Origin of the sequence: Cupriavidus sp. UGS-1, assembly GCF_021213615.1 — a bacterium.
GTDB lineage: Bacteria > Pseudomonadota > Gammaproteobacteria > Burkholderiales > Burkholderiaceae > Cupriavidus.
Genome location: NZ_JAJQJF010000008.1, coordinates 86,093 through 107,652, shown reverse-complemented (window position 1 = coordinate 107,652; position 21,560 = coordinate 86,093). Strand labels below are relative to the sequence as shown.

The 21,560-nt window shown below is 68.6% G+C and carries 20 protein-coding genes and 1 riboswitch; of the genes, 9 read left to right on the top strand and 11 right to left on the bottom strand.

The genetic code is table 11. From position 1 onward, the window contains the following. Window positions 1–163: 163 nt before the first annotated feature. The 3 genes from LRR16_RS12730 (at window position 164) to LRR16_RS12720 (ending at window position 2,978) form a co-directional block, all read left to right on the top strand. Window positions 164–1,402, top strand: coding sequence for a homoserine O-acetyltransferase (locus tag LRR16_RS12730; protein WP_255674121.1), 1,239 nt, complete (start codon window positions 164–166; stop codon window positions 1,400–1,402). Beyond that, window positions 1,399–2,022 carry a methionine biosynthesis protein MetW gene (gene metW, locus LRR16_RS12725; protein ID WP_232206158.1) on the top strand — a complete coding sequence of 208 codons (624 nt, stop codon included), beginning with the start codon at window positions 1,399–1,401 and terminating at the stop codon, window positions 2,020–2,022. The genes LRR16_RS12730 and metW overlap by 4 nt, the downstream gene beginning before the upstream one ends. Window positions 2,023–2,150: 128 nt before the next feature. Further along, complete coding sequence (locus LRR16_RS12720) at window positions 2,151–2,978, top strand: acyl-CoA thioesterase II (RefSeq protein WP_006577583.1); 828 nt, start codon at window positions 2,151–2,153, stop codon at window positions 2,976–2,978. Between the two features lie 185 nt (window positions 2,979–3,163). On the opposite strand, the gene LRR16_RS12715 is transcribed toward LRR16_RS12720, so the two are convergent. After that, a complete protein-coding gene (locus tag LRR16_RS12715; protein WP_023264751.1) occupies window positions 3,164–4,495 on the bottom strand; it encodes a muropeptide transporter in 1,332 nt (443 codons plus the stop codon). 148 nt (window positions 4,496–4,643) lie between these two features. On the opposite strand from LRR16_RS12715, the gene LRR16_RS12710 reads away from it, so the two are divergent. Further along, a complete protein-coding gene (locus LRR16_RS12710; RefSeq protein ID WP_023264750.1) occupies window positions 4,644–5,639 on the top strand; it encodes a M48 family metallopeptidase in 996 nt (331 codons plus the stop codon). A gap of 142 nt (window positions 5,640–5,781) precedes the next feature. Here LRR16_RS12710 and argC read toward each other — a convergent pair whose 3' ends face one another. Together argC and LRR16_RS12700 are read right to left on the bottom strand one after the other, a co-directional pair. Then, the gene (gene argC / locus LRR16_RS12705) at window positions 5,782–6,729 is read right to left on the bottom strand and encodes an N-acetyl-gamma-glutamyl-phosphate reductase (protein WP_006578518.1); all 948 of its coding nucleotides are present in this window, start codon (window positions 6,727–6,729) and stop codon (window positions 5,782–5,784) included. Window positions 6,730–6,825: 96 nt separating this feature from the next. Continuing rightward, on the bottom strand, window positions 6,826–7,602 hold the full coding sequence (locus LRR16_RS12700; protein WP_023264749.1) for an exodeoxyribonuclease III: 777 nt from the start codon (window positions 7,600–7,602) through the stop codon (window positions 6,826–6,828). 30 nt (window positions 7,603–7,632) lie between these two features. Between LRR16_RS12700 and pyrE the strand changes: the two genes are divergently transcribed. Beyond that, entirely contained in the window at window positions 7,633–8,316 is a 684-nt protein-coding gene (gene pyrE, locus LRR16_RS12695; RefSeq protein WP_232206157.1) for an orotate phosphoribosyltransferase, read from the top strand. On the opposite strand, the gene LRR16_RS12690 is transcribed toward pyrE, so the two are convergent. The 5 genes from LRR16_RS12690 to LRR16_RS12670 all read right to left on the bottom strand — a co-directional run bounded on the left by LRR16_RS12690 (window position 8,317) and on the right by LRR16_RS12670 (window position 12,914). After that, entirely contained in the window at window positions 8,317–9,135 is an 819-nt protein-coding gene (locus LRR16_RS12690; protein ID WP_232206156.1) for a polyphosphate kinase 2 family protein, read from the bottom strand. It abuts the gene before it with no gap. 84 nt (window positions 9,136–9,219) lie between these two features. Then, window positions 9,220–10,092 (bottom strand): diaminopimelate epimerase, encoded by an 873-nt coding sequence (gene dapF / locus LRR16_RS12685; protein WP_006578521.1) that lies wholly within the window; start codon window positions 10,090–10,092, stop codon window positions 9,220–9,222. 93 nt (window positions 10,093–10,185) lie between these two features. Continuing rightward, a complete protein-coding gene (locus LRR16_RS12680; protein ID WP_006578522.1) occupies window positions 10,186–11,079 on the bottom strand; it encodes a lipid A biosynthesis lauroyl acyltransferase in 894 nt (297 codons plus the stop codon). Then, on the bottom strand, window positions 11,076–12,050 hold the full coding sequence (locus tag LRR16_RS12675) for a lysophospholipid acyltransferase family protein (RefSeq protein ID WP_006578523.1): 975 nt from the start codon (window positions 12,048–12,050) through the stop codon (window positions 11,076–11,078). The genes LRR16_RS12680 and LRR16_RS12675 overlap by 4 nt, the downstream gene beginning before the upstream one ends. 9 nt (window positions 12,051–12,059) lie before the next feature. Continuing rightward, entirely contained in the window at window positions 12,060–12,914 is an 855-nt protein-coding gene (locus tag LRR16_RS12670) for a lysophospholipid acyltransferase family protein (protein ID WP_006578524.1), read from the bottom strand. Between the two features lie 358 nt (window positions 12,915–13,272). Between LRR16_RS12670 and metK the strand changes: the two genes are divergently transcribed. After that, window positions 13,273–14,436 (top strand): methionine adenosyltransferase, encoded by a 1,164-nt coding sequence (metK, locus tag LRR16_RS12665; protein ID WP_232206155.1) that lies wholly within the window; start codon window positions 13,273–13,275, stop codon window positions 14,434–14,436. Between the two features lie 437 nt (window positions 14,437–14,873). Here metK and LRR16_RS12660 read toward each other — a convergent pair whose 3' ends face one another. Next, window positions 14,874–15,293, bottom strand: a complete 420-nt coding sequence (locus LRR16_RS12660) for an Hsp20/alpha crystallin family protein (RefSeq protein ID WP_082928419.1) — start codon at window positions 15,291–15,293, stop codon at window positions 14,874–14,876. 43 nt (window positions 15,294–15,336) lie between these two features. Next, window positions 15,337–15,876: an Hsp20/alpha crystallin family protein gene (locus LRR16_RS12655; protein ID WP_232206154.1), complete on the bottom strand. Its 540-nt coding sequence runs from the start codon at window positions 15,874–15,876 to the stop codon at window positions 15,337–15,339. Between the two features lie 227 nt (window positions 15,877–16,103). Here LRR16_RS12655 and LRR16_RS12650 point away from each other — a divergent pair, with 227 nt between their 5' ends. The 3 genes from LRR16_RS12650 to LRR16_RS12640 all read left to right on the top strand — a co-directional run bounded on the left by LRR16_RS12650 (window position 16,104) and on the right by LRR16_RS12640 (window position 19,440). Further along, complete coding sequence (locus LRR16_RS12650; protein ID WP_232206153.1) at window positions 16,104–17,066, top strand: Kdo hydroxylase family protein; 963 nt, start codon at window positions 16,104–16,106, stop codon at window positions 17,064–17,066. Window positions 17,067–17,292: 226 nt separating this feature from the next. Continuing rightward, complete coding sequence (locus LRR16_RS12645) at window positions 17,293–18,864, top strand: GMC family oxidoreductase (RefSeq protein ID WP_232206152.1); 1,572 nt, start codon at window positions 17,293–17,295, stop codon at window positions 18,862–18,864. A gap of 144 nt (window positions 18,865–19,008) precedes the next feature. Next, a complete protein-coding gene (locus LRR16_RS12640; protein WP_006578512.1) occupies window positions 19,009–19,440 on the top strand; it encodes a hypothetical protein in 432 nt (143 codons plus the stop codon). 21 nt (window positions 19,441–19,461) lie between these two features. On the opposite strand, the gene LRR16_RS12635 is transcribed toward LRR16_RS12640, so the two are convergent. Then, window positions 19,462–21,129, bottom strand: a complete 1,668-nt coding sequence (locus LRR16_RS12635) for an acyl-CoA dehydrogenase family protein (RefSeq protein ID WP_232206151.1) — start codon at window positions 21,127–21,129, stop codon at window positions 19,462–19,464. Window positions 21,130–21,396: 267 nt separating this feature from the next. Next, window positions 21,397–21,498: riboswitch (TPP riboswitch) on the top strand. Window positions 21,499–21,560: the final 62 nt, after the last annotated feature.

The window sequence follows — 21,560 nt, the reverse complement described above, 5'->3', positions numbered from 1 at the left end:
CCCCCTCTCCGATTCGCGATTCGACAGGAACGCATTTCAGGGACAACGCCACCGCGCGGCGGACAGCGAAGCATCCGGTGCGAAACAACCCGACTTGGCTGCGTGATTCCAGACGCAAGACCGGTCGGGTTTTTTGATGCCTGCTTCGCGCGGGCCCGCCTACATGACTGACGTTGCCTCGCCATCCGCGCACGCGGACCCGGTGGAACCGGCCGCTTCCGGCACTGCTTCGGACGCCGCTGCCGCCGCCGCGCTGCACCTGCCCCTGCCGCCCGACTCGGTCGGCATCGTGACGCCGCAGCGCATGCATTTCGCCGAGCCGCTGCCGCTGCGCAACGGCTCTTCGCTGGCCGGCTACGACCTGATGGTCGAAACCTACGGCACGCTCAATGCCACGCGGACCAATGCCGTGCTGGTGTGCCACGCACTGAACGCCTCGCATCATGTGGCCGGCGTCTACGCGCACGATCCGCGCGACGTCGGCTGGTGGGACAACATGGTCGGCCCCGGCAAGCCGCTCGACACCGACCGCTTCTTCGTGATCGGCATCAACAATCTCGGCTCGTGCTTCGGCTCGACCGGTCCGATGAGCCTGAACCCGGCCACCGGCCAACCGTTCGGCGCCGCCTTCCCGGTGGTCACGGTCGAGGACTGGGTCAATGCGCAGGCGCGTGTGGCCGATGCCTTCGGCATCGAGCAGTTCGCGGCGGTGATGGGCGGCAGCCTCGGCGGCATGCAGGCGCTGGCCTGGAGCCTGATGTATCCGGAGCGGCTGCGCCATTGCATCGTGGTGGCCTCGACGCCGAAGCTGTCGGCGCAGAACATCGCCTTCAACGAGGTCGCGCGCAGCGCGATCCTGTCCGATCCCGACTTCCACGGCGGCAACTACTACGCGCATGGCGTCAAGCCCAAGCGCGGGCTGCGCGTGGCCCGGATGATCGGCCATATCACCTACCTGTCCGACGAGGACATGGCGGCGAAATTCGGCCGCGAGCTCAAGGCCGAGGACATCCGCTTCTCGTTCGACGTCGAGTTCCAGGTCGAGAGCTATCTGCGCTACCAGGGCGACAAGTTCGCCGAGTACTTCGACGCCAATACCTATCTGCTGATCACGCGCGCGCTCGACTACTTCGATCCCGCGCTGGCCTTCGGCGGCGACCTGACCCGTGCGGTCGCGCATACCCGGGCCAGCTTCCTCGTTGCCAGCTTCACCACCGACTGGCGCTTTGCGCCAAGCCGCAGCCGCGAGCTGGTCAAGGCGCTGCTCGACAACAAGCGGCCGGTCAGCTACGCCGAGATCGACGCCCCGCACGGCCACGATGCCTTCCTGCTCGACGATCCGCGTTACCACAACCTGATGCGCGCCTATTACGAACGCATTGCCCGGGAGATCGGCGCATGAATGCCAAGTCCATCACCGAAGCGGCCAACGGCGTGCTGGCACGGCGGCCGGACTTCCGCGCGATCGCGCGCTGGATCGAACCGAATGCGACGGTGCTCGACCTGGGCTGCGGCGACGGCAGCCTGCTGCGCGTGCTGCAGGACGAGCTCGACGTGCAGGCCTACGGCATCGAGATCCGCGACGAGGGCGTGCTGGCGTGCGCGCAGAAGGGCGTGCATGTCATCCAGCAGAACCTGGAGGGCGGGCTGGCGCTGTTCGAGGACAAGAGCTTCGACACCGTGATCCTGTCGCAGACGCTGCAGACCATCCACAACACCGCGCAGGTGCTGCGCGACACGCTGCGCGTCGGCTGCGAATGCATCGTGTCGTTCCCGAACTTCGGCTACTGGCCGCACCGGCTGTCGGTGTTCCGCGGCCGCATGCCGGTGTCCGAGTCGCTGCCCTACCAGTGGTACGACACGCCGAACGTGCGCGTGCTGACCATCAGCGACTTCGAGGCGCTGGCGCCCAAGGTCGGGCTGCGCATCCTCGATCGCGTGGTGATGCACGAGGGCATCACGGTCAACTGGGGCGTCAACTGGCGCGGCAGCTTGGCGGTCTATCGGGTCTGCTCCGCCTGATCGGTTCGGCCCGATCGGTTCGGTCCGAGGATGGCCTCGAACGGAGTGGCCGGCACTTGACGTGCGGCCACTCGGGCGACTACCGTACGGAAATTCCGAACGATCGTTCGCTTTTTCGGCGAGGCCCCATGTCCGCGACATCCGAGCTGCATCCCTTCGACGACGCGATTGCGTTGACCCCCGCCGGCGAGCACCGCTTCGCCGGCCGCACCACCGAGTCGTACTGGAACATGATCGGGCCGTACGGCGGCATCACCGCGGCGACGCTGCTGCAGGCGGCGCTACAGCATCCGCAGCGGCTCGGCGATCCGATCGCGCTGACCGTCAATTTCGCCGGACCGATCGCCGAGGGCCCGTTCACGATCGAGGCGCGGCCCTCGCGCACCAACCGCTCGACGCAGCACTGGTCGCTGGAACTGGTACAGAACGGCGAGGTGGCGACTACCGCCAGCGCGGTGTTCGCGGTGCGGCGCGATACCTGGGGCTGCGGCGAGGCCATCTTTCCCGACGTGCCGCCGGCCGACGCCATCGCGCCGCTGCCGAGCGGCTTCGCGCCGGTGCGCTGGCTCAAGTCCTACGAGATGCGCCCCGTGCGCGGCGCCAAGCCTGCAACCGCCGAACCGGGCACCGAGCATCCCGACAGCCTGACGCAGTTCTGGCTGCGCGACCATCCGGCGCGCACGCCCGACTATGCGTCGATCGCTGCCTGGTGCGACAGCTTCTATCCGCGCATCTTCCTCAAGCGCGCCGGCTTCGTGCCGGCCGGCACGGTCTCGCTGACGACTTACTTCCACGCGGATGCCGCCACGCTGGGGGCGCTGGGCGATCGGCACGCGCTGGGCAGCGCGCGGGCGCAGGTGTTCCGGCAGGGCTTCTTCGACCAGAGCGCGCAGCTGTGGAGCCCGGACGGCGAGCTGCTGGCGAGCTCGCATCAGATCGTTTACTACAAGCAGTAGAGGCGCCTGCTGCCCTCTCCCCAGCCCTCTCCCGCAAGCGGGAGAGGGAGCCAACCGGTAGTCCGCTAAGGGATACCGCTTCGGACCGGCTCCTCTGCCGCGGTCGCTCGCATTCGGCTCCCCGCTCCCGCTCGCGGGAGAGGGGTGGGGGAGAGGGCAGCGGCGCCCGCTGACCCACTACCGCGTCAGCCCTCGCGAACGCCCTTGCCCTCTCCCCGGCCCTCTCCCGCAAGCGGGAGAGGGGGAACACCCGCAGCCTCGACGGACGCCGTGCGCGTCTGGCTTTCATAGCGCTCGACCGTGCCGCGCATCGCACGCAGCAGCAGCAGCCCCGGCAGCGCGACCAGCACCGTGCCGAGATAGAAGGGCGCCCACCCGTACGATTCGACCAGATAGCCCGAGGTCGGGCCGACATAGACGCGTCCGACCGAGGCCAGCGCCGACAGCAGCGCATACTGCGTCGCCGAAAACGAGCGGTTGCACAGCGCCATCAGCAGCGCGACGAACGCCGCGGTGCCCATGCCCCCGCACAGGTTCTCGACCGCGATGGTCGCGCCCATCGACCACAGATGGGCGGGCGTCACCGCCAGCAACCAGTAACCGAAGTTCGACACGGCCTGCAGCACGCCGAACAGCATCAGCGAGCGGTACAGGCCGAGCCTGACCATCAGCGTGCCGCCGAACAGCGCGCCGATGATGGTCGCGGCCAGGCCCAGCGTCTTGTTGACCAGCCCCACCTCGCCAGCGGAAAAGCCCACGCCGCGGATCAGGAAGGTCGTCGACAGGCTGCCGGCGAAGGCGTCGCCGAGCTTGTACAGCACGATCAGCCCCAGCAGCCACCAGGCGCCGGTGCGGCCGAAGAAGTCGCGCAGCGGGCCGACCACCGCCTCCTCCAGCGAGCGCGGCGCGCGCGGCGGCGATTCGGCGCGCGGCGCCCACGGCAGCGTCAGCAGGCCGACCGCCATCAGCGCCGCCATCAGCAGGTACATCTGCTGCCAGCCCAGCACGCGGTCGGCCAGCCACAGCGCCAGGCCGCCCGAGACCAGCATCGCCAGCCGGTAGCCCAGCACCTTGACCGCCGCGCCGGCGCCGCGCTCGGCGGGCCGCAGCACGTCGGTGCTGTAGGCGTCGAACACGATGTCCTGCGAGGCCGACAGGAAGGCCACCAGCGTGGCCAGCCCCGCCAGCAGCCACAGCGCCTCGCGCGGCGGGCAGAACGCCATGCCGGCGATGCCGAGCACCAGGCCGACCTGCGTCAGCAGCAGCCAGCCGCGCCGCCGGTCCAGCAACGGCGGCGTGTAGCGGTCCATCAGCGGCGCCCACAGGAACTTGAAGATGTAGGCCTGGCCGACCAGCGAGAAGAAGCCGATGGTCTTGATGTCCAGCCCTTCGACCGTCATCCAGGCCTGCAGCGTGCCCGAGGTCAGCGCCAGCGGCAGCCCCGAGGCAAAGCCCAGTGTCAGCATCGCGCCGATGCGGCGGTTGCGGAAAATATCGAGATAGTCTTGGAAGGTCATGAAGGCGGGAGCAGGGGCCGGGCGGAACAGGCGGTGGAAGTGCCTGGAGGGCCCTGGGTGGCGATCGGGCGCCGTGTATTATTGCATCAGCCTTCGTGATGTCTGTCGCATTCTCGTTGAAACGATGCCCCTTCCCTTGCGTCTGGCCATGTCCGCTCCCTCCGTTGCCGTTCCCCGCATTGCCGTTCCTTCCTCGCGTTCGCTCGGGCTCGCGGCGCCGCTGCGCCGGCTGACGCTGGCCATGCTCGGCGCCGTCGCGCTGCTGGGCGCGCCCGCCGCGCTGGCGCAGTCGGACGGCGTCAATGTGCAGCGCGGCGGTGGCGCGGTCAGCCAACTGGTGCCGGCCGAGGCGATCGAACAGCAGGCCGCGCAGGAATACGAGCAGATCAAGCAGGAGGCACGCGCCAAGGGCGCGCTGGCGCCGTCCAACGATCCGCGGCTGGCGCGCCTGCGCACGATCTCCGAACGCATCCTGCCGCAGGCCGGGCGCTGGAACGACCGCGCCCGTGGCTGGAAGTGGGAGGTCAACCTGATCAAGGCCAAGCAGGTCAATGCGTTCTGCATGCCCGGCGGCAAGATCGCGGTCTATACCGGCTTTCTGGACCAGATCAAGCCGACCGACGACGAGCTGGCGATGGTGATCGGCCACGAGATCGCCCACGCGCTGCAGGAGCATGCGCGCGAGCGCGCCGCCAAGGCCGAGATCACCAACCTCGGCGCCAACGTCATTTCGCAGCTGTTCGGCTTCGGCAACCTGGGCAATCTGGCGCTGGGCACCGGCGCGCATCTGCTGACGCTGAAGTTCTCGCGCTCGGACGAGACCGAGGCCGATCTGGTCGGCATGGATATCGCGGCGCGCGCGGGCTACGATCCGCGCGCCGCGGTGACGCTGTGGCAGAAGATGGGCAAGGTGTCGCAGTCGTCGGCGGCCGGCGCCAGCATGGACTTCCTGTCCACGCACCCGTCCGGCCAGTCGCGCATCGCCGAGCTGCAGCGGCATATGCCCGAGGTGCTGCCGCTGTACGCGCGGGCGATCGGCACCACCGTCGACCGGCTGCCGGCCTACCGGACCAATATGGGCGGCCTCGCCAACGCGCCGGTGGACCGCGGCGACGAGGACAAGCAGCAGCCGCTGAAGCGGTAGCACAGGCCTCGTTCCCGCGCAGGCGGTACCCAGCGTCTTGTGAAGTCACTGGGTCCCCGCATTCGCGGGGACGACAAGCTTGCCGACAAAAGCAAACGGCCCCTGATTCAGGGGCCGTTTGCTTCGGTCAGGCAGGAAAGCGTCAGGCGGTCAGCCCGGTCGCCTCGTCCGCGCCGATATGCACGTTCATGCATTGCACCGCGGCGCCGGCCGCGCCCTTGCCGAGGTTGTCCAGCCGCGCGATCAGCACGATGCGGTCCGCCGAGCCGAACACGAACAGGTCGACGCGGTTGGTGTCGTTGTTGGCCTGCACGTCGAAGAAGCCGTTGTCCAGATGCTCGTCGCTGGCCGCGGGCATCACGCGCACGAACTGCTCGCCCTCGTAGTGCTTGCGGTAGATCTCGGCGACTTGCTCCGGCGTGACCTTGCGCGCCAACCGATCCGGGAACACCGGCACCGTCACGGCCAGGCCCTTGTAGAACTTGCCGACGATCGGGCTGAAGATCGGCGCCTGCGCCAGGCCGGTCTGCACCCGCATCTCGGGCAGATGCTTGTGCTCCAGCCCCAGCGCGTAGGCGCGCGGGCTGTCGAGCTTCGGATTGCCGCCCGCCTCGAAGTCCGCAATCATCTTCTTGCCGCCGCCGCTGTAGCCGGTCAGCGAGAACGCGGTGACGGGGTAGTCGGGCTGCATCACGCCGGCATCGACCAGCGGACGCACGGCCAGCACGAAGGCGCTGGCGTGGCAGCCCGGCACCGCGATGCGCTTGCTGGCGCGGATCTTCTCGCGCTGGCCGCGCACCAGTTCGGGCAGGCCGTAGGCCCAGTTGTCGGCGGTGCGGAACGCCGTGCTGGCGTCGATCACGCAGGTGTCCGGATTGGTCACCAGCGACACCGCCTCGCGCGAGGCCACGTCCGGCAGGCACAGGAAGGCCACGTCGGCGGCGTTCAGGAAGCGTGCTCGCTCGGCCGGATCCTTGCGCTTGTCTTCCGCGATGCGCAGCAGTTCGACATCGGAACGGCCGGACAGATAATCGAGCAGCCGAAGGCCGGTGGTGCCTTCCTGGCCGTCGACGAACACTTTGAATGCCATGGTGGACTCGCTTGGGTATTACGGGTAAGAGGTGCATTGTAGCGAGGATGCCCCGGCATCGCAGCGGCAATCCGCCCCGGCGGCCGGGCGGCCCCGTTACAGCGGGAAGTCGTAGTCGATCGACAGCGGCGCGTGGTCGCTGAACTTCTCGTCCTTGTAGATCGAGCAGGCCTTTGCGGTGTCGGCGATCTTCGGCGTCGCCAGGTGGTAGTCGATGCGCCAGCCGACGTTCTTCGCGTAGGCCTGGCCGCGGTTGCTCCACCAGGTGTACTGCTCGGGCCGCGGGTCGAGCTTGCGGAACACGTCGACATAGCCGTGCACGTCGAACAGCTCGCCGATCCAGGCGCGCTCCTCGGGCAGGAAGCCGGAGTTCTTCAGATTGCCCTTCCAGTTCTTGATGTCGATTTCCTTGTGCGCGATGTTGACGTCGCCGCACAGCACGATCTCGCGCCCGCTGGCCTTGAGCTGCAGCAGATGGGGCAGGAAGGCCTCCATGAAACGGTACTTGGCCAGTTGCCGTTCCTCGGAGCTGGAGCCCGACGGCACGTAGACCGAGATCACCGCCAGATGCGGATACTGCACTTCAACGTAGCGCCCCTCGCTGTCGAACTCGGCATTGCCGAAGCCGGTGATCACGCGCTCGGGCTTGTGGCGCGTGTACAGGCCGACGCCGCTGTAGCCCTTCTTCTCGGCGTAGTGGAAGTAGCCGTGATAGCCGTGCGGGGCGAGGAAGGCCTCGGTCATGTCGGCGGCCTGCGCCTTGAGCTCCTGCACACAGACCATGTCGGCGTCCTGCTTGCCCATCCAGTCGAAGAAGCCTTTCTTGCTGGCGGAGCGGATGCCGTTGAGGTTGGCACTGATAATCCGTAACATCTCGGGAAATTTTTGGAACAGAGAGAAAAGATGACGCAGCAAACCACGCCGGCGGCGGACGACCTCAGCCAGACCTTCATCCGCTTCGCGCTGGACGCGGGCGTGCTGTCCTTCGGCGAGTTCGTCACCAAGGCGGGACGCAAGTCGCCGTATTTCTTCAACGCGGGGCTGTTCAACGAGGGCGCCACGCTGGGCCAGGTGGCGCAATTCTATGCGAAAACCCTGCTGGCCTCGGGTGTCGCATTCGACATGCTGTTCGGGCCGGCCTACAAGGGCATCACGCTGGCGTCCGCCACCGCGGTGGCGCTGGCCGGCATGGGCCGCAATGTCGGCTTCGCCTACAACCGCAAGGAAGCCAAGGACCACGGCGAGGGCGGTACGCTGGTCGGCGCAAAGCTGCAGGGCAAGGTGGTGATCGTCGACGACGTGATTTCGGCCGGCACCTCGGTGCGCGAATCGGTGCAGCTGATCCGTGCCGCCGGCGCGGAGCCGGCCGCGGTGCTGATCGCGCTGGACCGGATGGAGAGAAGCGGCACCGCGGAGCAGATCGGCGCCCATTCGGCGGTGCAGGACGTGCAGCGCGAATTCGGCGTGCCGGTGATCGCGATCGCCTCGCTGGCCGATCTGCTGGCATACCTGGACGCCGCGCAGGACCCGGCGCTGGGTGCGTCGCGCGACGCGGTGGCCGCCTACCGCCAGCGCTACGGCGTCTGATCAGTCGACCTTCAGCTGGTCCAGTCCCGGCGCCGACGGCGGATAGGCCGGCTTGAGCCGCGCGAAGGTCTCGCGCAGGATCTCCGCGATCATCAGATTGCGGTGCGTCTTCGAATCGGCGGGAATCACATGCCAGGGCGCGTCCGGCGTCGCCGTCGCGGCGATCGCGTCCTGGTAGGCGTCCATATAGGCGTCCCAGTGCCGGCGCTCGGCCAGGTCATTGGGATCGAACTTCCAGTGCTTGTGCGGATCGGCGAGCCGCGCCTCCAGGCGCGCCTTCTGCTCGTCCTTCGAAATATGCAGGAAGCACTTGACCAGCGTGGTGCCGGTCTCGGCCAGCAGGCTTTCGAAGTGGCGGATCTGCCGATAGCGGCGCTCGCACTCGGCCGCGTCGATCCAGCCATGCACGCGCGTGATCAGCACGTCCTCGTAGTGGCTGCGGTTGAACACCGCGATCTCGCCGGCGCGCGGCACCTGAGCGTGGATGCGCCACAGGTAGTCGCGCGCCTTCTCCTCCGCGGTCGGCGCCTTGAAGCCGACCACGCGCACGCCGAGCGGATCGAAGCTGCGGAACACGCCGCGCACGGTGCCGTCCTTGCCGCTGGTGTCCATCCCCTGCAGGATCACCAGCAGCTTGCGTGACTGCTCGGCGTAGAAGATGTCCTGCTGCTCGTCCAGATGCGTCGACAGCTCGGTCAGGCGAGCCCGGTCGCTGGTCTTGTCGCCGCTGGAGAAGGGCCTGGCGCCCGCGTCGAAGCGGTCCAGGCGAAATCCCTTGCCATTGGCGATGCGGTAGGGGTCGAGCGGGGTGTCTGGCATGGCGCGTCTCCGCGTGGGCGCCGGGCTTCCGGCAGGGTCGCTGGGGCGGGGCGCCGCTGGGGCATGCCCCCCAAGGTCGCTGAATCAGCCGCGCGGCTGCAGCGCGTCCAGATCGATCGAACCTTCGAACACCGTGGTGGCCGGGCCCGTCATCCGCACCGGCGTGCCGTCGCCATCCCAGGCGATGGTCAGGTCGCCGCCGTGCGTATGCACCTTGACCGGCGAATCGAGCAGGCCGCGCCGGATGCCGGCGACCACCGCCGCGCAGGCGCCGGTGCCGCAGGCCAGCGTCTCGCCGGAGCCGCGCTCGAACACGCGCAGCCGGATCGTGTTGCGGTCGACCACCTGCATGAAGCCGGCATTGACGCGCTTCGGGAAGGCCGCATGGTGCTCGATCACCGGGCCGTCCTCGCGCACCGGGAAGCGCTCGGTGTCATCGACCACCTGCACCGCGTGCGGATTGCCCATCGACACCGCGGAAATCCACACGGTGCGGCCATTGGTCTCGATGCCGTACAGCGTGTCGTCGCCCTCGGTCCGCGTCGGCAGCCCCTCTGGCAGGAACGGGATGCGCGCGGGCTCGAACTCGGGCGCGCCCATGTCGACCGTGACCTGGCCGTCGTCCTGCAGCGTCAGCGTGATGACGCCGTTCATCACCTCGACCCGCACCGAGCGCTTGTCGGTCAGGCCGTGGTCGGTGACGAAACGGACGAAGCAGCGCGCGCCGTTGCCGCAGTGCTCGACCTCGCCGCCGTCGGCATTGAAGATCCGGTAGCGGAAGTCGACGTCGGGGCGGGTCGGCTTCTCGACGATCAGGATCTGGTCCGCGCCCACGCCGAAATGGCGGCTGGCCAGCGCGCGCCACTGCTCGGTGCTCAGGTTCAGGGTCTGGTGGATGCCGTCCAGCACGACGAAGTCGTTGCCGGCGCCGTGCATCTTGGTGAACTGGATTTTCATGGCGGGGAGGGCGGGGCGGTCTTGGTTCGATGGATGGGCCGCGGCGGGCGGTTCAACAATGCCTGGGACCGGCGTACCGGTCCCTCATCAGCGTCAATATATCCCGGGCTCGCCGGGCGGGCGATTCTTGAACCGCTTGTGGACCCAGTAGTACTCGGGAATCCTCGGCCGGATGCAGTCCTCGAAGAACGCGTTCATGCGGCGCGTGTCCTCTGTCACGTTCTCGCCCGGATAGTTGTCCCACGCGGGGAGGATCCGCAGCACGTAGCCGCGATAGTCGGGCAGCTGCTCGGTATAGATCGGCACGACCTTGGCGCCGGTCAGCCGCGCCAGCCGCGACACCGAGGTCAGCGTCAGCGCCTGGGCGCCGAAGAAGGGCACGAATTCCGAGTCGCGCTCGCCGAAGTCCATGTCGGAGATCAACTGCAGCGCCTCGCCCTTCTTCAGGCAGCGGATGATGTCCCGCACGCTGTCGTTGCGCGCGATCATGTGCGCGCCGAAGCGGCCGCGCGCCTGCTTCAGGAAGCCGTCGAACAGCGCGTTCTTCTGCTTGGTGTACAGCGAGGCGCCGGAGCGGCCCACGTGGTCGCGCAGATAGATGGTCAGCCGGATCGCGCCGGCCTCGACGCCCGACAGGTGCAGCGTGACCAGGATGTGCGGCTCGCCGTCGAGCGCGACCAGGTTGGCCTGGTCGTCGATCTGCACCCAGCGGCGCATCTGCGCCTCGCTGCCGGTCCAGAAGATGCCGCGCTCGGCGAAGCTGCGGAACACCGAGCGGAACGACTGGCGCGACAGCTCGGCGATCTCGGCCTCGGACTTGTCGGGAAAGGCGAGCCGCAGGTTGGCGCGGACCACCTCGCGGCGGCCACTGGGGAACAGATACAGCAGGCTGCCCAGCCCCTCGCCGAAGCGTGCGACCAGGGGGTAGGGCAGCTTGCCGAGCACGGTCAGCAGACCGATGCCCAGCCAGGTGAAAAGACGGCTCATGGATGGGAAGTGGACGAAGTCGATTCCGTGGCGCCCGCGTCGGCGGCCTTGAGCGGTGCCGGCGGCGTGGTGGACGGCGCGGCGGACGGCGTGGGCAGCGATGGGGCTTCGGCATCGGCGGGCCACGCGGGCGGCAGTTCCGCGCCGGCCGGGTGCTTGTAGCGGTTGTAGCCCCACAGGTACTGGGTCGGCGCCAGCCGTACCAGTTCCTCGACCACGCCGTTGATCACGGCGGCGGCCGCGGCCGGATCTTCCGGCAGCGGCTCCTCGATGACACGCACAAAGGCGCGATAGCCGCTGCCGCGCGGCAGCCGTACCGAAGCGACGATCGCCAGCGGCGCGCCGCTCCATTGCTGCAGCCGCTGCACCAGCGTCATCGTGTAGGCCGGGCGGCCGAAGAACGGCGCCCACGTGCCCTCGCCGCCGATCGGCACCTGGTCGGGCAGGATGCCGATGGCTTCCTTGCGCTTGAGCGCCTTGACCAGCATCCGCACGCCGCGCGGATTGGCCGGCGCGCTGGTCATGTTCGGGCGGTTGCGCATGCGTTCGACCCAGTCGCGCAGCCAGGGCTGGTGCGGCGGCTTGAACAGCACCGTGACGGGCCGGCGCATCGCGTACGACTGCGGCAGCACCTCGAAGCAGCCCAGGTGCGGCGTCAGCACGATCACGCCGCGCCCCTGGTCCTGCAGCCGGTCCAGCGTCGGCCAGACCACCTCGTTGAAGTCGACCAGCTTTGCCTTGATGGTGTGCCGGGTCCAGAAGTACGGCATTTCCAGGATCATGCGCCCCATCGAGCGAGCCGCCTCATCGATCATGTCGTCGGTGGCGTCCGGAAAGGCGTGGCGGAAATTCTCGGTCAGGCGGGTGCCATAGCGGCCGGGCATCCTGGCGGCCAGCAGGCCGAGCGCGCCACCGATGGCGTGCAACCAGGCCAGCGGCAGACGGGAGATCAGCCAGAACAGGAAAGTCATGGAAGTCGGTCACGCAGCCCGGGGCGGAAGCTCCGCACCGGCCGGGTGCTTGTAGCGGTTGTAGCCCCACAGGTATTGGGTCGGCGCCTCGGCCACCAGCGACTCCGCGGTGCGGTTCAGCAAGGCCGCGGCGTCGGCGGGGTTGTCCGGCAGCATGTCTTCCAGCACCCGCATATGGGCGACATAGGTCGCGCCGCGGGCGGTGCGCTCGGCGAAGACCATGGCGATCGGCGCGCCCGTCAGCTGCTGCAGACGCTGGACCAGCGTCATCGTGTACGCGGGTTTGCCGAAGAACGGCGCCCATACCCCATCGCCGCCGGTGGGTACCTGGTCGGGCAGGATGCCGATCGATTCGCCGCGCTTCAAGGCCTTGAGCAGCGTGCGCACGCCACGCGGCGTGGCAGGCGCCATCACCAGGTTCGGGCGGGTGCGCATGCGCTCGATCCAGTCGCGCAGCCAGGGCTGGTGCGGCGGCTTGTACAGCGCGGTCACCTTGCGGCGCATCGCGTAGGCCTGTGGCAGTACCTCGAAGCAGCCCAGATGCGGCACCAGCATGATCAGCCCGTTGCCCTTGCCGAGCAGCCGGTCCAGTTCCGGCCAGGTGTGCTCGGAAAACCGGGCGAGCCGCTTGCTCAGCGTCTTGCGGCCCCAGAAATACGGCATCTCCATCATCATCCGGCCGGTGGAGCGGGCGGCCTCGGCCAGCATCTCGTCGGTGGCGTCGGGATAGGCGTGGCGGAAGTTTTCGGTCAGCCGCCTGCCGTAGCGGCCGGGCAGGCGTGCGGCCAGCAGGCCGAGCGCGCCGCCAATGGCTTGCAGCCATGCCAGCGGCAAGCGCGCAATCAGCCAGAACAGGAAGGTCATGGAGTCCCAACAATGGCCGGCAGCAGGGCCGGCGAGTTCATTTTTCCGCGGATATTGTTTCCCCGGCAGTGGTTTCCCGGCGGCGGCCGATAACCCCGACAGCAGCGATGGCATCGGCATCCTGCCGCGGGGTGCGTGTGCCGCGCCGCGCAGGCGCGTATAATACCGCGCATCGCCGAGTTAACTGACAACTTGCGGGGCGATGCGGACCGAATCCCGATGGGAATCCGGCCCGGCTGAAATACCGCTAAAGCGTCGCCCTCCAGGTTTGAGCATGGTTGGCACGCAATAGCCAACGATAGCCAACAAGTTTCGAACAGCGCCATCCCGGCGCCGTAGCCAACCTGGAGAATAGTTCGTGGCAAACGACTTCCTGTTTACTTCGGAATCCGTCTCCGAAGGCCATCCCGACAAGGTCGCCGACCAGATTTCCGACGCCGTCCTGGATGCCATCCTGGCCCAGGACAAGTACGCGCGCGTCGCCGCGGAAACCCTGTGCAATACCGGGCTGGTGGTACTGGCCGGGGAAATCACCACCACGGCCAACGTCGACTATATCCAGGTCGCGCGCGAAACCATCAAGCGCATCGGCTACGACAACACCGACTACGGCATCGATTACAAGGGCTGCGCGGTGCTGGTCGCCTACGACAAGCAATCGCCCGATATTGCCCAGGGCGTCGACCGCGCCTCCGACGATTATCTGAACCAGGGCGCCGGCGACCAGGGCCTGATGTTCGGCTATGCCTGCGACGAGACCCCGGAACTGATGCCGTTCCCGATCTACTACTCGCACCGCCTGGTCGAGCGCCAGTCGCATCTGCGCCGCGACGGCCGCCTGCCCTGGCTGCGTCCGGATGCCAAGTCGCAGGTCACGGTGCGCTATGTCGACGGCCGTCCGCACAGCGTCGACACCGTGGTGCTGTCGACCCAGCACGCGCCAGACATCACGCAGGCGCAGATCCGCGAGGCGGTGATCGAGGAGATCATCAAGCCGGTGCTGCCGCCCGAGATGCTGAAGGACACCAAGTACCTGGTGAACCCGACCGGCCGCTTCGTCATCGGCGGCCCGCAGGGCGACTGCGGCCTGACCGGCCGCAAGATCATCGTCGACACCTATGGCGGCGCGGCGCCGCACGGCGGCGGCGCGTTCTCGGGCAAGGATCCGTCCAAGGTCGACCGCTCGGCGGCGTACGCGGCCCGCTATGTGGCCAAGAACGTGGTGGCCGCGGGCCTGGCGCGCCAGTGCCAGGTGCAGGTCAGCTACGCGATCGGCGTGGCGCGCCCGATCAACGTGACGGTCTACACCGAAGGCACCGGCAAGATCTCCGACGAGGCGATCGCCAAGCTGGTGATGGAGCACTTCGACCTGCGGCCCAAGGGCATCGTGCAGATGCTGGACCTGCTGCGCCCGATCTACGAAAAGACCGCCGCCTACGGCCACTTCGGCCGCGAGGAACCGGAATTCTCGTGGGAAGCCACCGACAAGGCCGCGGCGCTGCGTGCGGCAGCCGGGCTGTAATTCGCGGGCGCCGGGTCCATTCGGCCGGCGCGAGGGAGCCGGGGGCGTGAAAGACCACCCCCTCTCCCCAACCCTCTCCCCCTGAGGGGGAGAGCGAGAAAGACCTGCCATCTCCCCCGCGGGAAAGAGGGAGAAAGACCTGCCATCTCCCCCGCGGGAAAGAGGGAGAAAGACCTGCCATCTCCCCCGCGGGAGAGAGGGAGAAAGACCTGCCATCTCCGCCGCAGGAGAGAGGGAGAAAGACCTGCCCTCTTCGCCGCGGAAGAGAGGGAGAAAGACCTGCCCTCTTCGCCGCGGAAGAGACGGAGAAACACCTCCCCTCTTCGCCGCGGAAGAGAGGGAGAAACACCTCCCCTCTCCCGCTTGCGGGAGAGGGGCCGGGGGAGAGGGCAGCGGCGCGGACTGCCGCCACCGCCGCCTTCCCTCCCCACCTCCACTTACCCCACCTTCACTTCGATCCGCCGCGGCTGCGCTTCGGCCTGCTTCGGAATCCGCAGATTCAGCACGCCGTCCTTGAGCACCGCCGAGATCGCGCTGCTGTCCAGCTCGCGGCTCAGCGTGAACACGCGCTTGTAGCGCGCGATCTGGACCTCGGCATAGACCGGCTCCAGCCCTTCGGGCATCTCCTGGCGAATCTCGCCCTCGATGGTCAGGCTGTCGCGGTCGGCGCGCACCTGCAGCGTGTCGCGCGACACGCCCGGCAGGTCGGCCAGCAGCGTGATGCCGGTCGCATCCTCGGTCACGTCCACGCGCGGCAACAGCGTCGCGCTGGTGCCGGCATTGCCGTTGCCGTTGGTGTTCCCGCTGACGTTCACGTTCCGGTCCTGCTCGGTCCGGGTAACGGCTTGATCGTTCATGTCGAACCTCCTGCTCGGTGCAATCATCGGGTCAGTGATCGGGTCAGTTCACGGTGATCCGGCGCGGCTGGGCCGCTTCCTGGCGAGCGATCGAGATCCGCAGCAGCCCGTCGCGATAGGTCGCCTCGATCCTGGCGGTATCGACGTCCTCCGGCAGCGAAATCACGCGCCGGAAGCTGCCGTCGAAGCGCTCGCGCACATAGACGTTGGTGTCGTCGCGCAAGCTCGACGCGCCCGGGGCCGGCTGGCCCTGCTGGCCGGCTTGCGGATTGGCCTGCTGATTGGCCGACGGGTCGCTCTGCCCGGTTTGTTGCCCGGTGCCCTCGACCCGCGCACTGCGCCGCCCGGCGATGGTCAGCAGTCCGCGGTCGACGCTGACCTCGAGCGTGGACGGATCGATACCCGGCGCGAACGCATAGACCTCGACGCTGGACGGCGTCATGCCGATATTGACCGCGGGAAAGGCGCCGCGCGCCACCGCGCGGATGCTGCTCGGCGCCGAGAAGGCCTGCTGCAGTTCGCGCTGCAGCCGGTCGAACTCGGCAAACAGGCTGCCCGGAGAACTCAGCAACGATGCATACATGGCATTCCCTCCTTGCTCCTTGCTACTGCTGGCTGTCTGCATTCGGACCGGCGCGGCCGGTCCCCCGCGTGCCGGACCTTGCCGGCGCGCTTCGACACGAATGTAGTGTCGGACCGCGTCGCTTCAAGAGTCGCATGCGTGGCCGCGGGCGCGCGCGAAGCGTTCCGCGGCGCGGCGGTAGAATCGCGCCATCAGGCGTGGCACACGCCAGCATGCCGAGGAATCCCATGTCCGTTCAAACCGTTGTCCCTCCCGCCGCGCCTGCCAGCGGCGCCGCACCGTCCGCTGTGTCCGCCGCTGCCGGCGGGCTGGACCTGATCCGCCCGCAGCCCTATACCGACTGGGCGCCGCAGCTGCGCGCCGAAACGGCCGCCGGCCTGCGCCGCGAGCTCGAGCAGGGCGCCGTGCTGTATTTCCCCGATCTGCATTTCCGCTTCGAGCCGGGCGAGGAACGCTTCCTCGACAGCCGCTGGTCCGATGGCAAGTCCAAGAACATCAACCTGCGCGCCAACGACTCCGCGGTGCGCGGCGCCGTCGGCAGCCCGCAGGACCTCGCCGGCCTGTATGCGCTGATCCGGCGCTACGCGGAATACAGCGAGCGTCTGGTGCTGTCGCTGTTCCCCGAATACGGTCCGCATCTGGAGCGCGCCGGCACCTCGCTGCGGCCCAGCGAGATCGCCGGGCGTCCGGTCAGCTGGCGCAAGGACGACACCCGGCTGCACGTCGATTCGTTCCCGTCCAATCCGCTGCTCGGCAAGCGCCTGCTGCGCGTGTTCCACAACATCGATCCGCAGGCGCCGCGGGTGTGGCGCGTCGGCGAGCCGTTCGCCGATTTCGCCAAACGTTTCGTGCCGCGTACCAAGGGCATGTGGCCGGGACAGGCCTGGCTGATGAAGCAACTGCATATCACCAAGCGCGAGCGTTCGGAATACGACCACCGCATGCTGCAGCTGCACGACATGGCCAAGGCCGACCTCGACTACCAGGCCAGGGTGCCGCAGCAGGAATTCCACTTCCCGCCGGGTTCGACCTGGATCGTCTTCAGCGACCAGGTGCTGCACGCCGCGATGCGCGGGCGCGCGATGATGGAGCAGACCTATTACCTCGATCCGCGCGCGATCTCGGACCACACCCATTCGCCGGAAGCGGTGCTATCGCGGATGCTGGGCAAGCCGATGCTGAAGTCCTGATACGCGCTGCAAGGGCAGGGCGCGCGGGCGCGCGTCCTGCCTTGTTTCCACCCTGTTCCCCTCCTTTCGCCGGGCTTGTCCGGCCCCTCGCTTTCCCCCGCCGCCCCTCCACAAAGCGCCTACACTGGGCAGCATAGACCGCGTTCGCGCCCCGTCCGCCAGCCTTCGGTGGCGGCCCGACGCGCGAGCGAGCGGCGCGCCGACTTGCCATCGTGCGAGGGGACAAATGGACACCAGTTTCGATTACATCGTGATCGGGGGCGGCGCGGCGGCATGCGCGCTGGCCGGCAGGCTCGCCGACAGCGGCAGCGAATCGATCGCACTGATCGAGGCCGCCTGGCCCGACGATGACGCGCCGGACTGGGGCCCCTATCTGCGCGGCGCGCCATCCGACTACGACGGCTGGGCCGAGGCCGGTTGCGACGGCTGGTCCTGGGACGACGTACTGCCGTGCTTTCGCCGCGCCGAATGCAATACCCGCGTGATGGGGCGCGACGACGATCCCTGGCATGGCGGCAACGGCCCGCTGCATGTCGGCGATCCGCCGGCGCCTTCGCCGCTGGCCCGCTACTTCGTCGAGTCGGCCGCGCACGCCGGCCATCCCCGCAACGACGACTTCAACGGCCCCGAGCAGGAGGGTGTCGGCTGGTTCCAGAGCGCGCGCCATCGCGGCGAGCCGTGGAGCGCCGCGCGCGCCTATCTGCATCGCGGCGTCGGCGGCAATCTGCAGGTTCTGCACGGCATGCAGGCGCAGCGCATCGTCTTCGAAGGACGGCGTGCGGTCGGCGTGCAGGCGCTGCGCCATGGCAGGCAAATCGCGTTGCGCGCGCGGCGCGAGGTGGTGCTCGCAGCCGGCGCGATCGGCTCGCCGCAGTTGCTGATGGTTTCCGGCATCGGCCCCGCCGATCATCTGCAGGAGCACGGCATCGGCGTGGTGCAGCATCTGCCGGGCGTGGGGCTGAACCTGCAGCAACCGGTCGGCATGCTGCTGCACAAGCGCGGCCCGACGCCGCCGTCGCTGCGGCAATCGTTTGGACCGCGCTGGTTCGGCGTCCAATCGGCGATCGGCATGTCGGTCGGCAGGACGTTCGCCGCGGCATGGCACTGGTTGCGGCATGGCGCCGGACTGGGCGGGCGGCGCAGCACGCTGGCGCAGGCAGAGCCGATCAGCGCCGGCGCACTGCTGAAGAGCCAGCCCGAATTGCCGGAACCCGATCTGCAACTGCGCTTCGTCGTCGGTCCGGGTCATGCGCGCGGCGACGGCGGCGGGCACGGCCAGAGCTACGGATGCCGCGTGCTGCTGCTGCGTCCGCGCAGCCGCGGAAGGTTGCGGCTGGCCGGCAGCGATCCGCAGCGGCGCCCGCTGGTCGAGGCCGGGCTGCTTGGCGATCCGCAGGACGTGCGCGACCTGATCGCGGGCGTGGCGCTGGTGCGGCGCATTCTCGCCCAGCCCCCGCTGGCCGCGTTCGGCGGCAAGGCGCTGTATTGCGGCGGGGTGCGCGCCGATCCCGGTGACGAGGCGGCCATCGATGCGCTGGTCCGCGCCCATGCCGAGGCCGCGGAGCGGCCGGCCGGCACCTGCCGGATGGGCATCGATGCGCTGTCGGTGGTCGATCCGCAATTGCGCGTGCGCGGCGTCGAGGCGCTGCGCGTCGCCGATGCGTCGATCATGCCGACGCTGGCCGGCGGCGATGCCGATGCGCCGGCGATCATGATCGGCGAGCGCGCGCATGACCTGATACGGCACGGTCCGCGGGTGAGGCTGCGCGCGCTGGAGACCTTGCTGGCACGCGCCTGAGCGCCACGCTCGCCCCGCGGACGCCGGTTTTCCCCTGCTTTCGCCGCATTTTTTCCCATTTTCGGTACGCCGATACTCGCGCAGCAGCCTGTGCGGCGGCGAGCGGCCTTATGCTGTGAGCCCACCATGGAAAGGAGAGTCACCGTGCAAAGCACAGGGACCCCCAGGGCCGCCGCGGCCTGGCATGCCGGCCGGCCCCCCGCGGATGCGCGCCATCGTCAGCCGCCCGGCGCCGCCAACGCCAACGCTCCGCTGTCGTCCCATCGGATCGACTGGATCGAAACCGAGGGCGACAACGCCCGCGATCCTGGCGCCGACGGATTGCGGCGTGCCTGGATCGCCCTCGGGGCCTTGACGCGCCATCATCGCGCGCTGGCGACCGTGGTCATGGCGACGGCGATGTCGCTGCCGATCGGCCTGGCCGGCGCCGTTGTGCTGGTCCGCGGCGACCCGCAAGCGCTCCACCCTGGCGTGGCAATGATCATCGCAGCCACGGGCCTGTGGTGCGGCACCTGCTGCCTGTTCTATCTGGATCAATGTCGGCGCCTGCTGCGCGACGGCGAGTCCAACGAGTAGACCTGACCGCAATTGCCGCGATCAAACCGGCCAGGCCCGCTCGATCAGCTTGCCCAGCTGTGCCGCGCCGCCGTCGAGCGTGCCGAACACGCGCCCATGCTGCCGCTCGAGCCGGCTGGCGACGAAGCGCTCGGCGCTATCGGCATCGGCGTGCGCCAGCATCAGCGCCGCCTGCGCGGTCAGGACCAGACCCTGCGCGAAGCGGCGCGCGCAGGTTTCCAGTTCTTCCGGCGCGGCGCGCAGCATCGCCTGCAGCGAAGCAAGTTCGGCGCGCACCGCGGCATGCCCGCCGGCGCGCTGGCCGAGATCCTGCAGCAAGCGCAGCGCATCGTCGGGACTGCGCTGGATCGCGCGCAGCACGTCCAGGCACATGATGTTGCCGGACCCTTCCCAGATCGAATTGACCGGTGCCTCGCGGTAGAGCCGCGCCATCGGCCCTTCCTCGACGTAGCCGTTGCCGCCCCAGACCTCCATCGCCTCGCCGGTCGCCTCGATCGCGCGCTTGCAGATCCAGAACTTTGCGGCGGGCGTCACGATGCGCTTCCACGCGCCGGCCAGCGGATCGGTGGCTGCGTGTTCGAACGCATGGGCGAGCTCCATCATCAGCAGCGTCGCGGCCTCGCTCTCGAGCGCGAGATCGGCCAGCACATTGCGCATCAGCGGCTGGTCGGCGAGCCGCTTGCCGAACGCCGTGCGATGGCGCGCATGGTGGATCGACTGGACCAGCGCGGTCCGCAGCAGCGCGGCGCTGCCGATCACGCAATCGAGCCGGGTATTGGTGGCCATCTCGATGATGGTCGGAATGCCGCGCCCTTCCTCGCCGATCAGGATGCCGCTGGCGCCCCGGAATTCGACCTCGCTGCTGGCATTGGAGCGGTTGCCGAGCTTGTCCTTGAGCCGCTGGATCTGGATCGCGTTGCGGCTGCCGTCGTCGCGAAAGCGCGGCACGAAGAAGCAGGACAGCGGCCCGTCTTCGGCGCCCATGCGGGCGACTACCAGGTGCGCGTCGCACATCGGCGCGGAGAAAAACCACTTGTGTCCGGTCAGTGCGTACTCGGCGCCGCGGCCCTCGCCCCGCACCGGCCGCGCCACCGTGGTGTTGGCGCGCACGTCCGAGCCGCCCTGCTTCTCGGTCATGCCCATGCCGATCATCACCGCGCGCTTGTCGCGCCAGGGCAAGTCCTCGGGATCGTGCGCGGTGGCATAGAGCCGCGGGGCCAGCTCGCTGAACAGCGCGGCTTCCTTCTGCAGTACCGGGATGCTGGCGAAGGTCATCGTCGCCGGGCACAGCGAGCCCGATTCGAGCTGCGCCTGCAGGAAATAGCCGGCGGTGCGCGCGGCCCAGGCGCCGGGGCGCGGCTGCGCGAACGGCAACGCCTGCAGCTGGCGGCTGCGCAGCAGCGACAGCAGCGCATGCCAGCTCGGATCGAAGCGGACCTGGTCGATCCGTTCGCCGGTGCGGCTGTGGGTGTGCAGCTCGGGCGGATGGCGATTGGCCTGATCGGCCCAGGCCTGGACCTCGGGCTGGCCCAGCGTCGCGCCGAACTCGCGCAGCTCGCCGGCATGCCAGCCGCCGCCAAGGCGTTCGAGCGCGGCGCCGAGCGCGGTGTCGATCGCGAACAGGTTGTGGTGCGCCAGATCGGGGACCTGGTTGAAGACGCGGTGAGTGGCGGCGTCGCTGGTGCTCATGGTGTCTCCTGTGGCGGGCTTTCCCGGCTCTGTCCACGCCGTTGCCGTTGCGATTGCCGTTGCGATTGCCGCTGCAATCGCCGCCGGCGCGCTGTGCATGCGCGGACACGCTTTCTGCATGGTAGAGCACCGCCGGCGCTCGTGGCCGGCGCCGACGCAGGCGGCCCAGGCGTCACGCCGAAAGGCCGATCCGATACCGCAGTGCACCACAGTGCGAATGAAACAAGGCTGGCGCAGCCAGTTTCCTTGTGCTTAAATTGGCCCCGTTGGATGAAACAGGGGTGCCGTGCGGATTGGCCGCGCGGCTGAGAGAGTCCCTTCGAACCCGATCCGGTTAGTACCGGCGTGGGAAGTTTCACTGAAGACCCGCAGTTCCCGCCGGCGCGCATTCCAGCCGCGCCAGCATGGTCCCCGAGGGACATGCTCACAGG

Coding starts and splice junctions, on each gene's coding strand:
- LRR16_RS12710 (WP_023264750.1), top strand. CDS start 4,644: ATGTCCGCTCCCTCCGTTGCCGTTCCCCGCATTGCCGTTCCTTCCTCG.
- LRR16_RS12715 (WP_023264751.1), bottom strand. CDS start 4,495: ATGACCTTCCAAGACTATCTCGATATTTTCCGCAACCGCCGCATCGGC.
- argC (WP_006578518.1), bottom strand. CDS start 6,729: ATGGCATTCAAAGTGTTCGTCGACGGCCAGGAAGGCACCACCGGCCTT.
- dapF (WP_006578521.1), bottom strand. CDS start 10,092: ATGAAAATCCAGTTCACCAAGATGCACGGCGCCGGCAACGACTTCGTC.
- LRR16_RS12680 (WP_006578522.1), bottom strand. CDS start 11,079: ATGAGCCGTCTTTTCACCTGGCTGGGCATCGGTCTGCTGACCGTGCTC.
- LRR16_RS12635 (WP_232206151.1), bottom strand. CDS start 21,129: ATGAGCACCAGCGACGCCGCCACTCACCGCGTCTTCAACCAGGTCCCC.
- LRR16_RS12730 (WP_255674121.1), top strand. CDS start 164: ATGACTGACGTTGCCTCGCCATCCGCGCACGCGGACCCGGTGGAACCG.
- metW (WP_232206158.1), top strand. CDS start 1,399: ATGAATGCCAAGTCCATCACCGAAGCGGCCAACGGCGTGCTGGCACGG.
- LRR16_RS12645 (WP_232206152.1), top strand. CDS start 17,293: ATGGACACCAGTTTCGATTACATCGTGATCGGGGGCGGCGCGGCGGCA.
- LRR16_RS12720 (WP_006577583.1), top strand. CDS start 2,151: ATGTCCGCGACATCCGAGCTGCATCCCTTCGACGACGCGATTGCGTTG.
- LRR16_RS12670 (WP_006578524.1), bottom strand. CDS start 12,914: ATGACCTTCCTGTTCTGGCTGATTGCGCGCTTGCCGCTGGCATGGCTG.
- LRR16_RS12675 (WP_006578523.1), bottom strand. CDS start 12,050: ATGACTTTCCTGTTCTGGCTGATCTCCCGTCTGCCGCTGGCCTGGTTG.
- LRR16_RS12690 (WP_232206156.1), bottom strand. CDS start 9,135: ATGCCAGACACCCCGCTCGACCCCTACCGCATCGCCAATGGCAAGGGA.
- LRR16_RS12655 (WP_232206154.1), bottom strand. CDS start 15,876: ATGTATGCATCGTTGCTGAGTTCTCCGGGCAGCCTGTTTGCCGAGTTC.
- LRR16_RS12650 (WP_232206153.1), top strand. CDS start 16,104: ATGTCCGTTCAAACCGTTGTCCCTCCCGCCGCGCCTGCCAGCGGCGCC.
- LRR16_RS12700 (WP_023264749.1), bottom strand. CDS start 7,602: ATGTTACGGATTATCAGTGCCAACCTCAACGGCATCCGCTCCGCCAGC.
- LRR16_RS12660 (WP_082928419.1), bottom strand. CDS start 15,293: ATGAACGATCAAGCCGTTACCCGGACCGAGCAGGACCGGAACGTGAAC.
- pyrE (WP_232206157.1), top strand. CDS start 7,633: ATGACGCAGCAAACCACGCCGGCGGCGGACGACCTCAGCCAGACCTTC.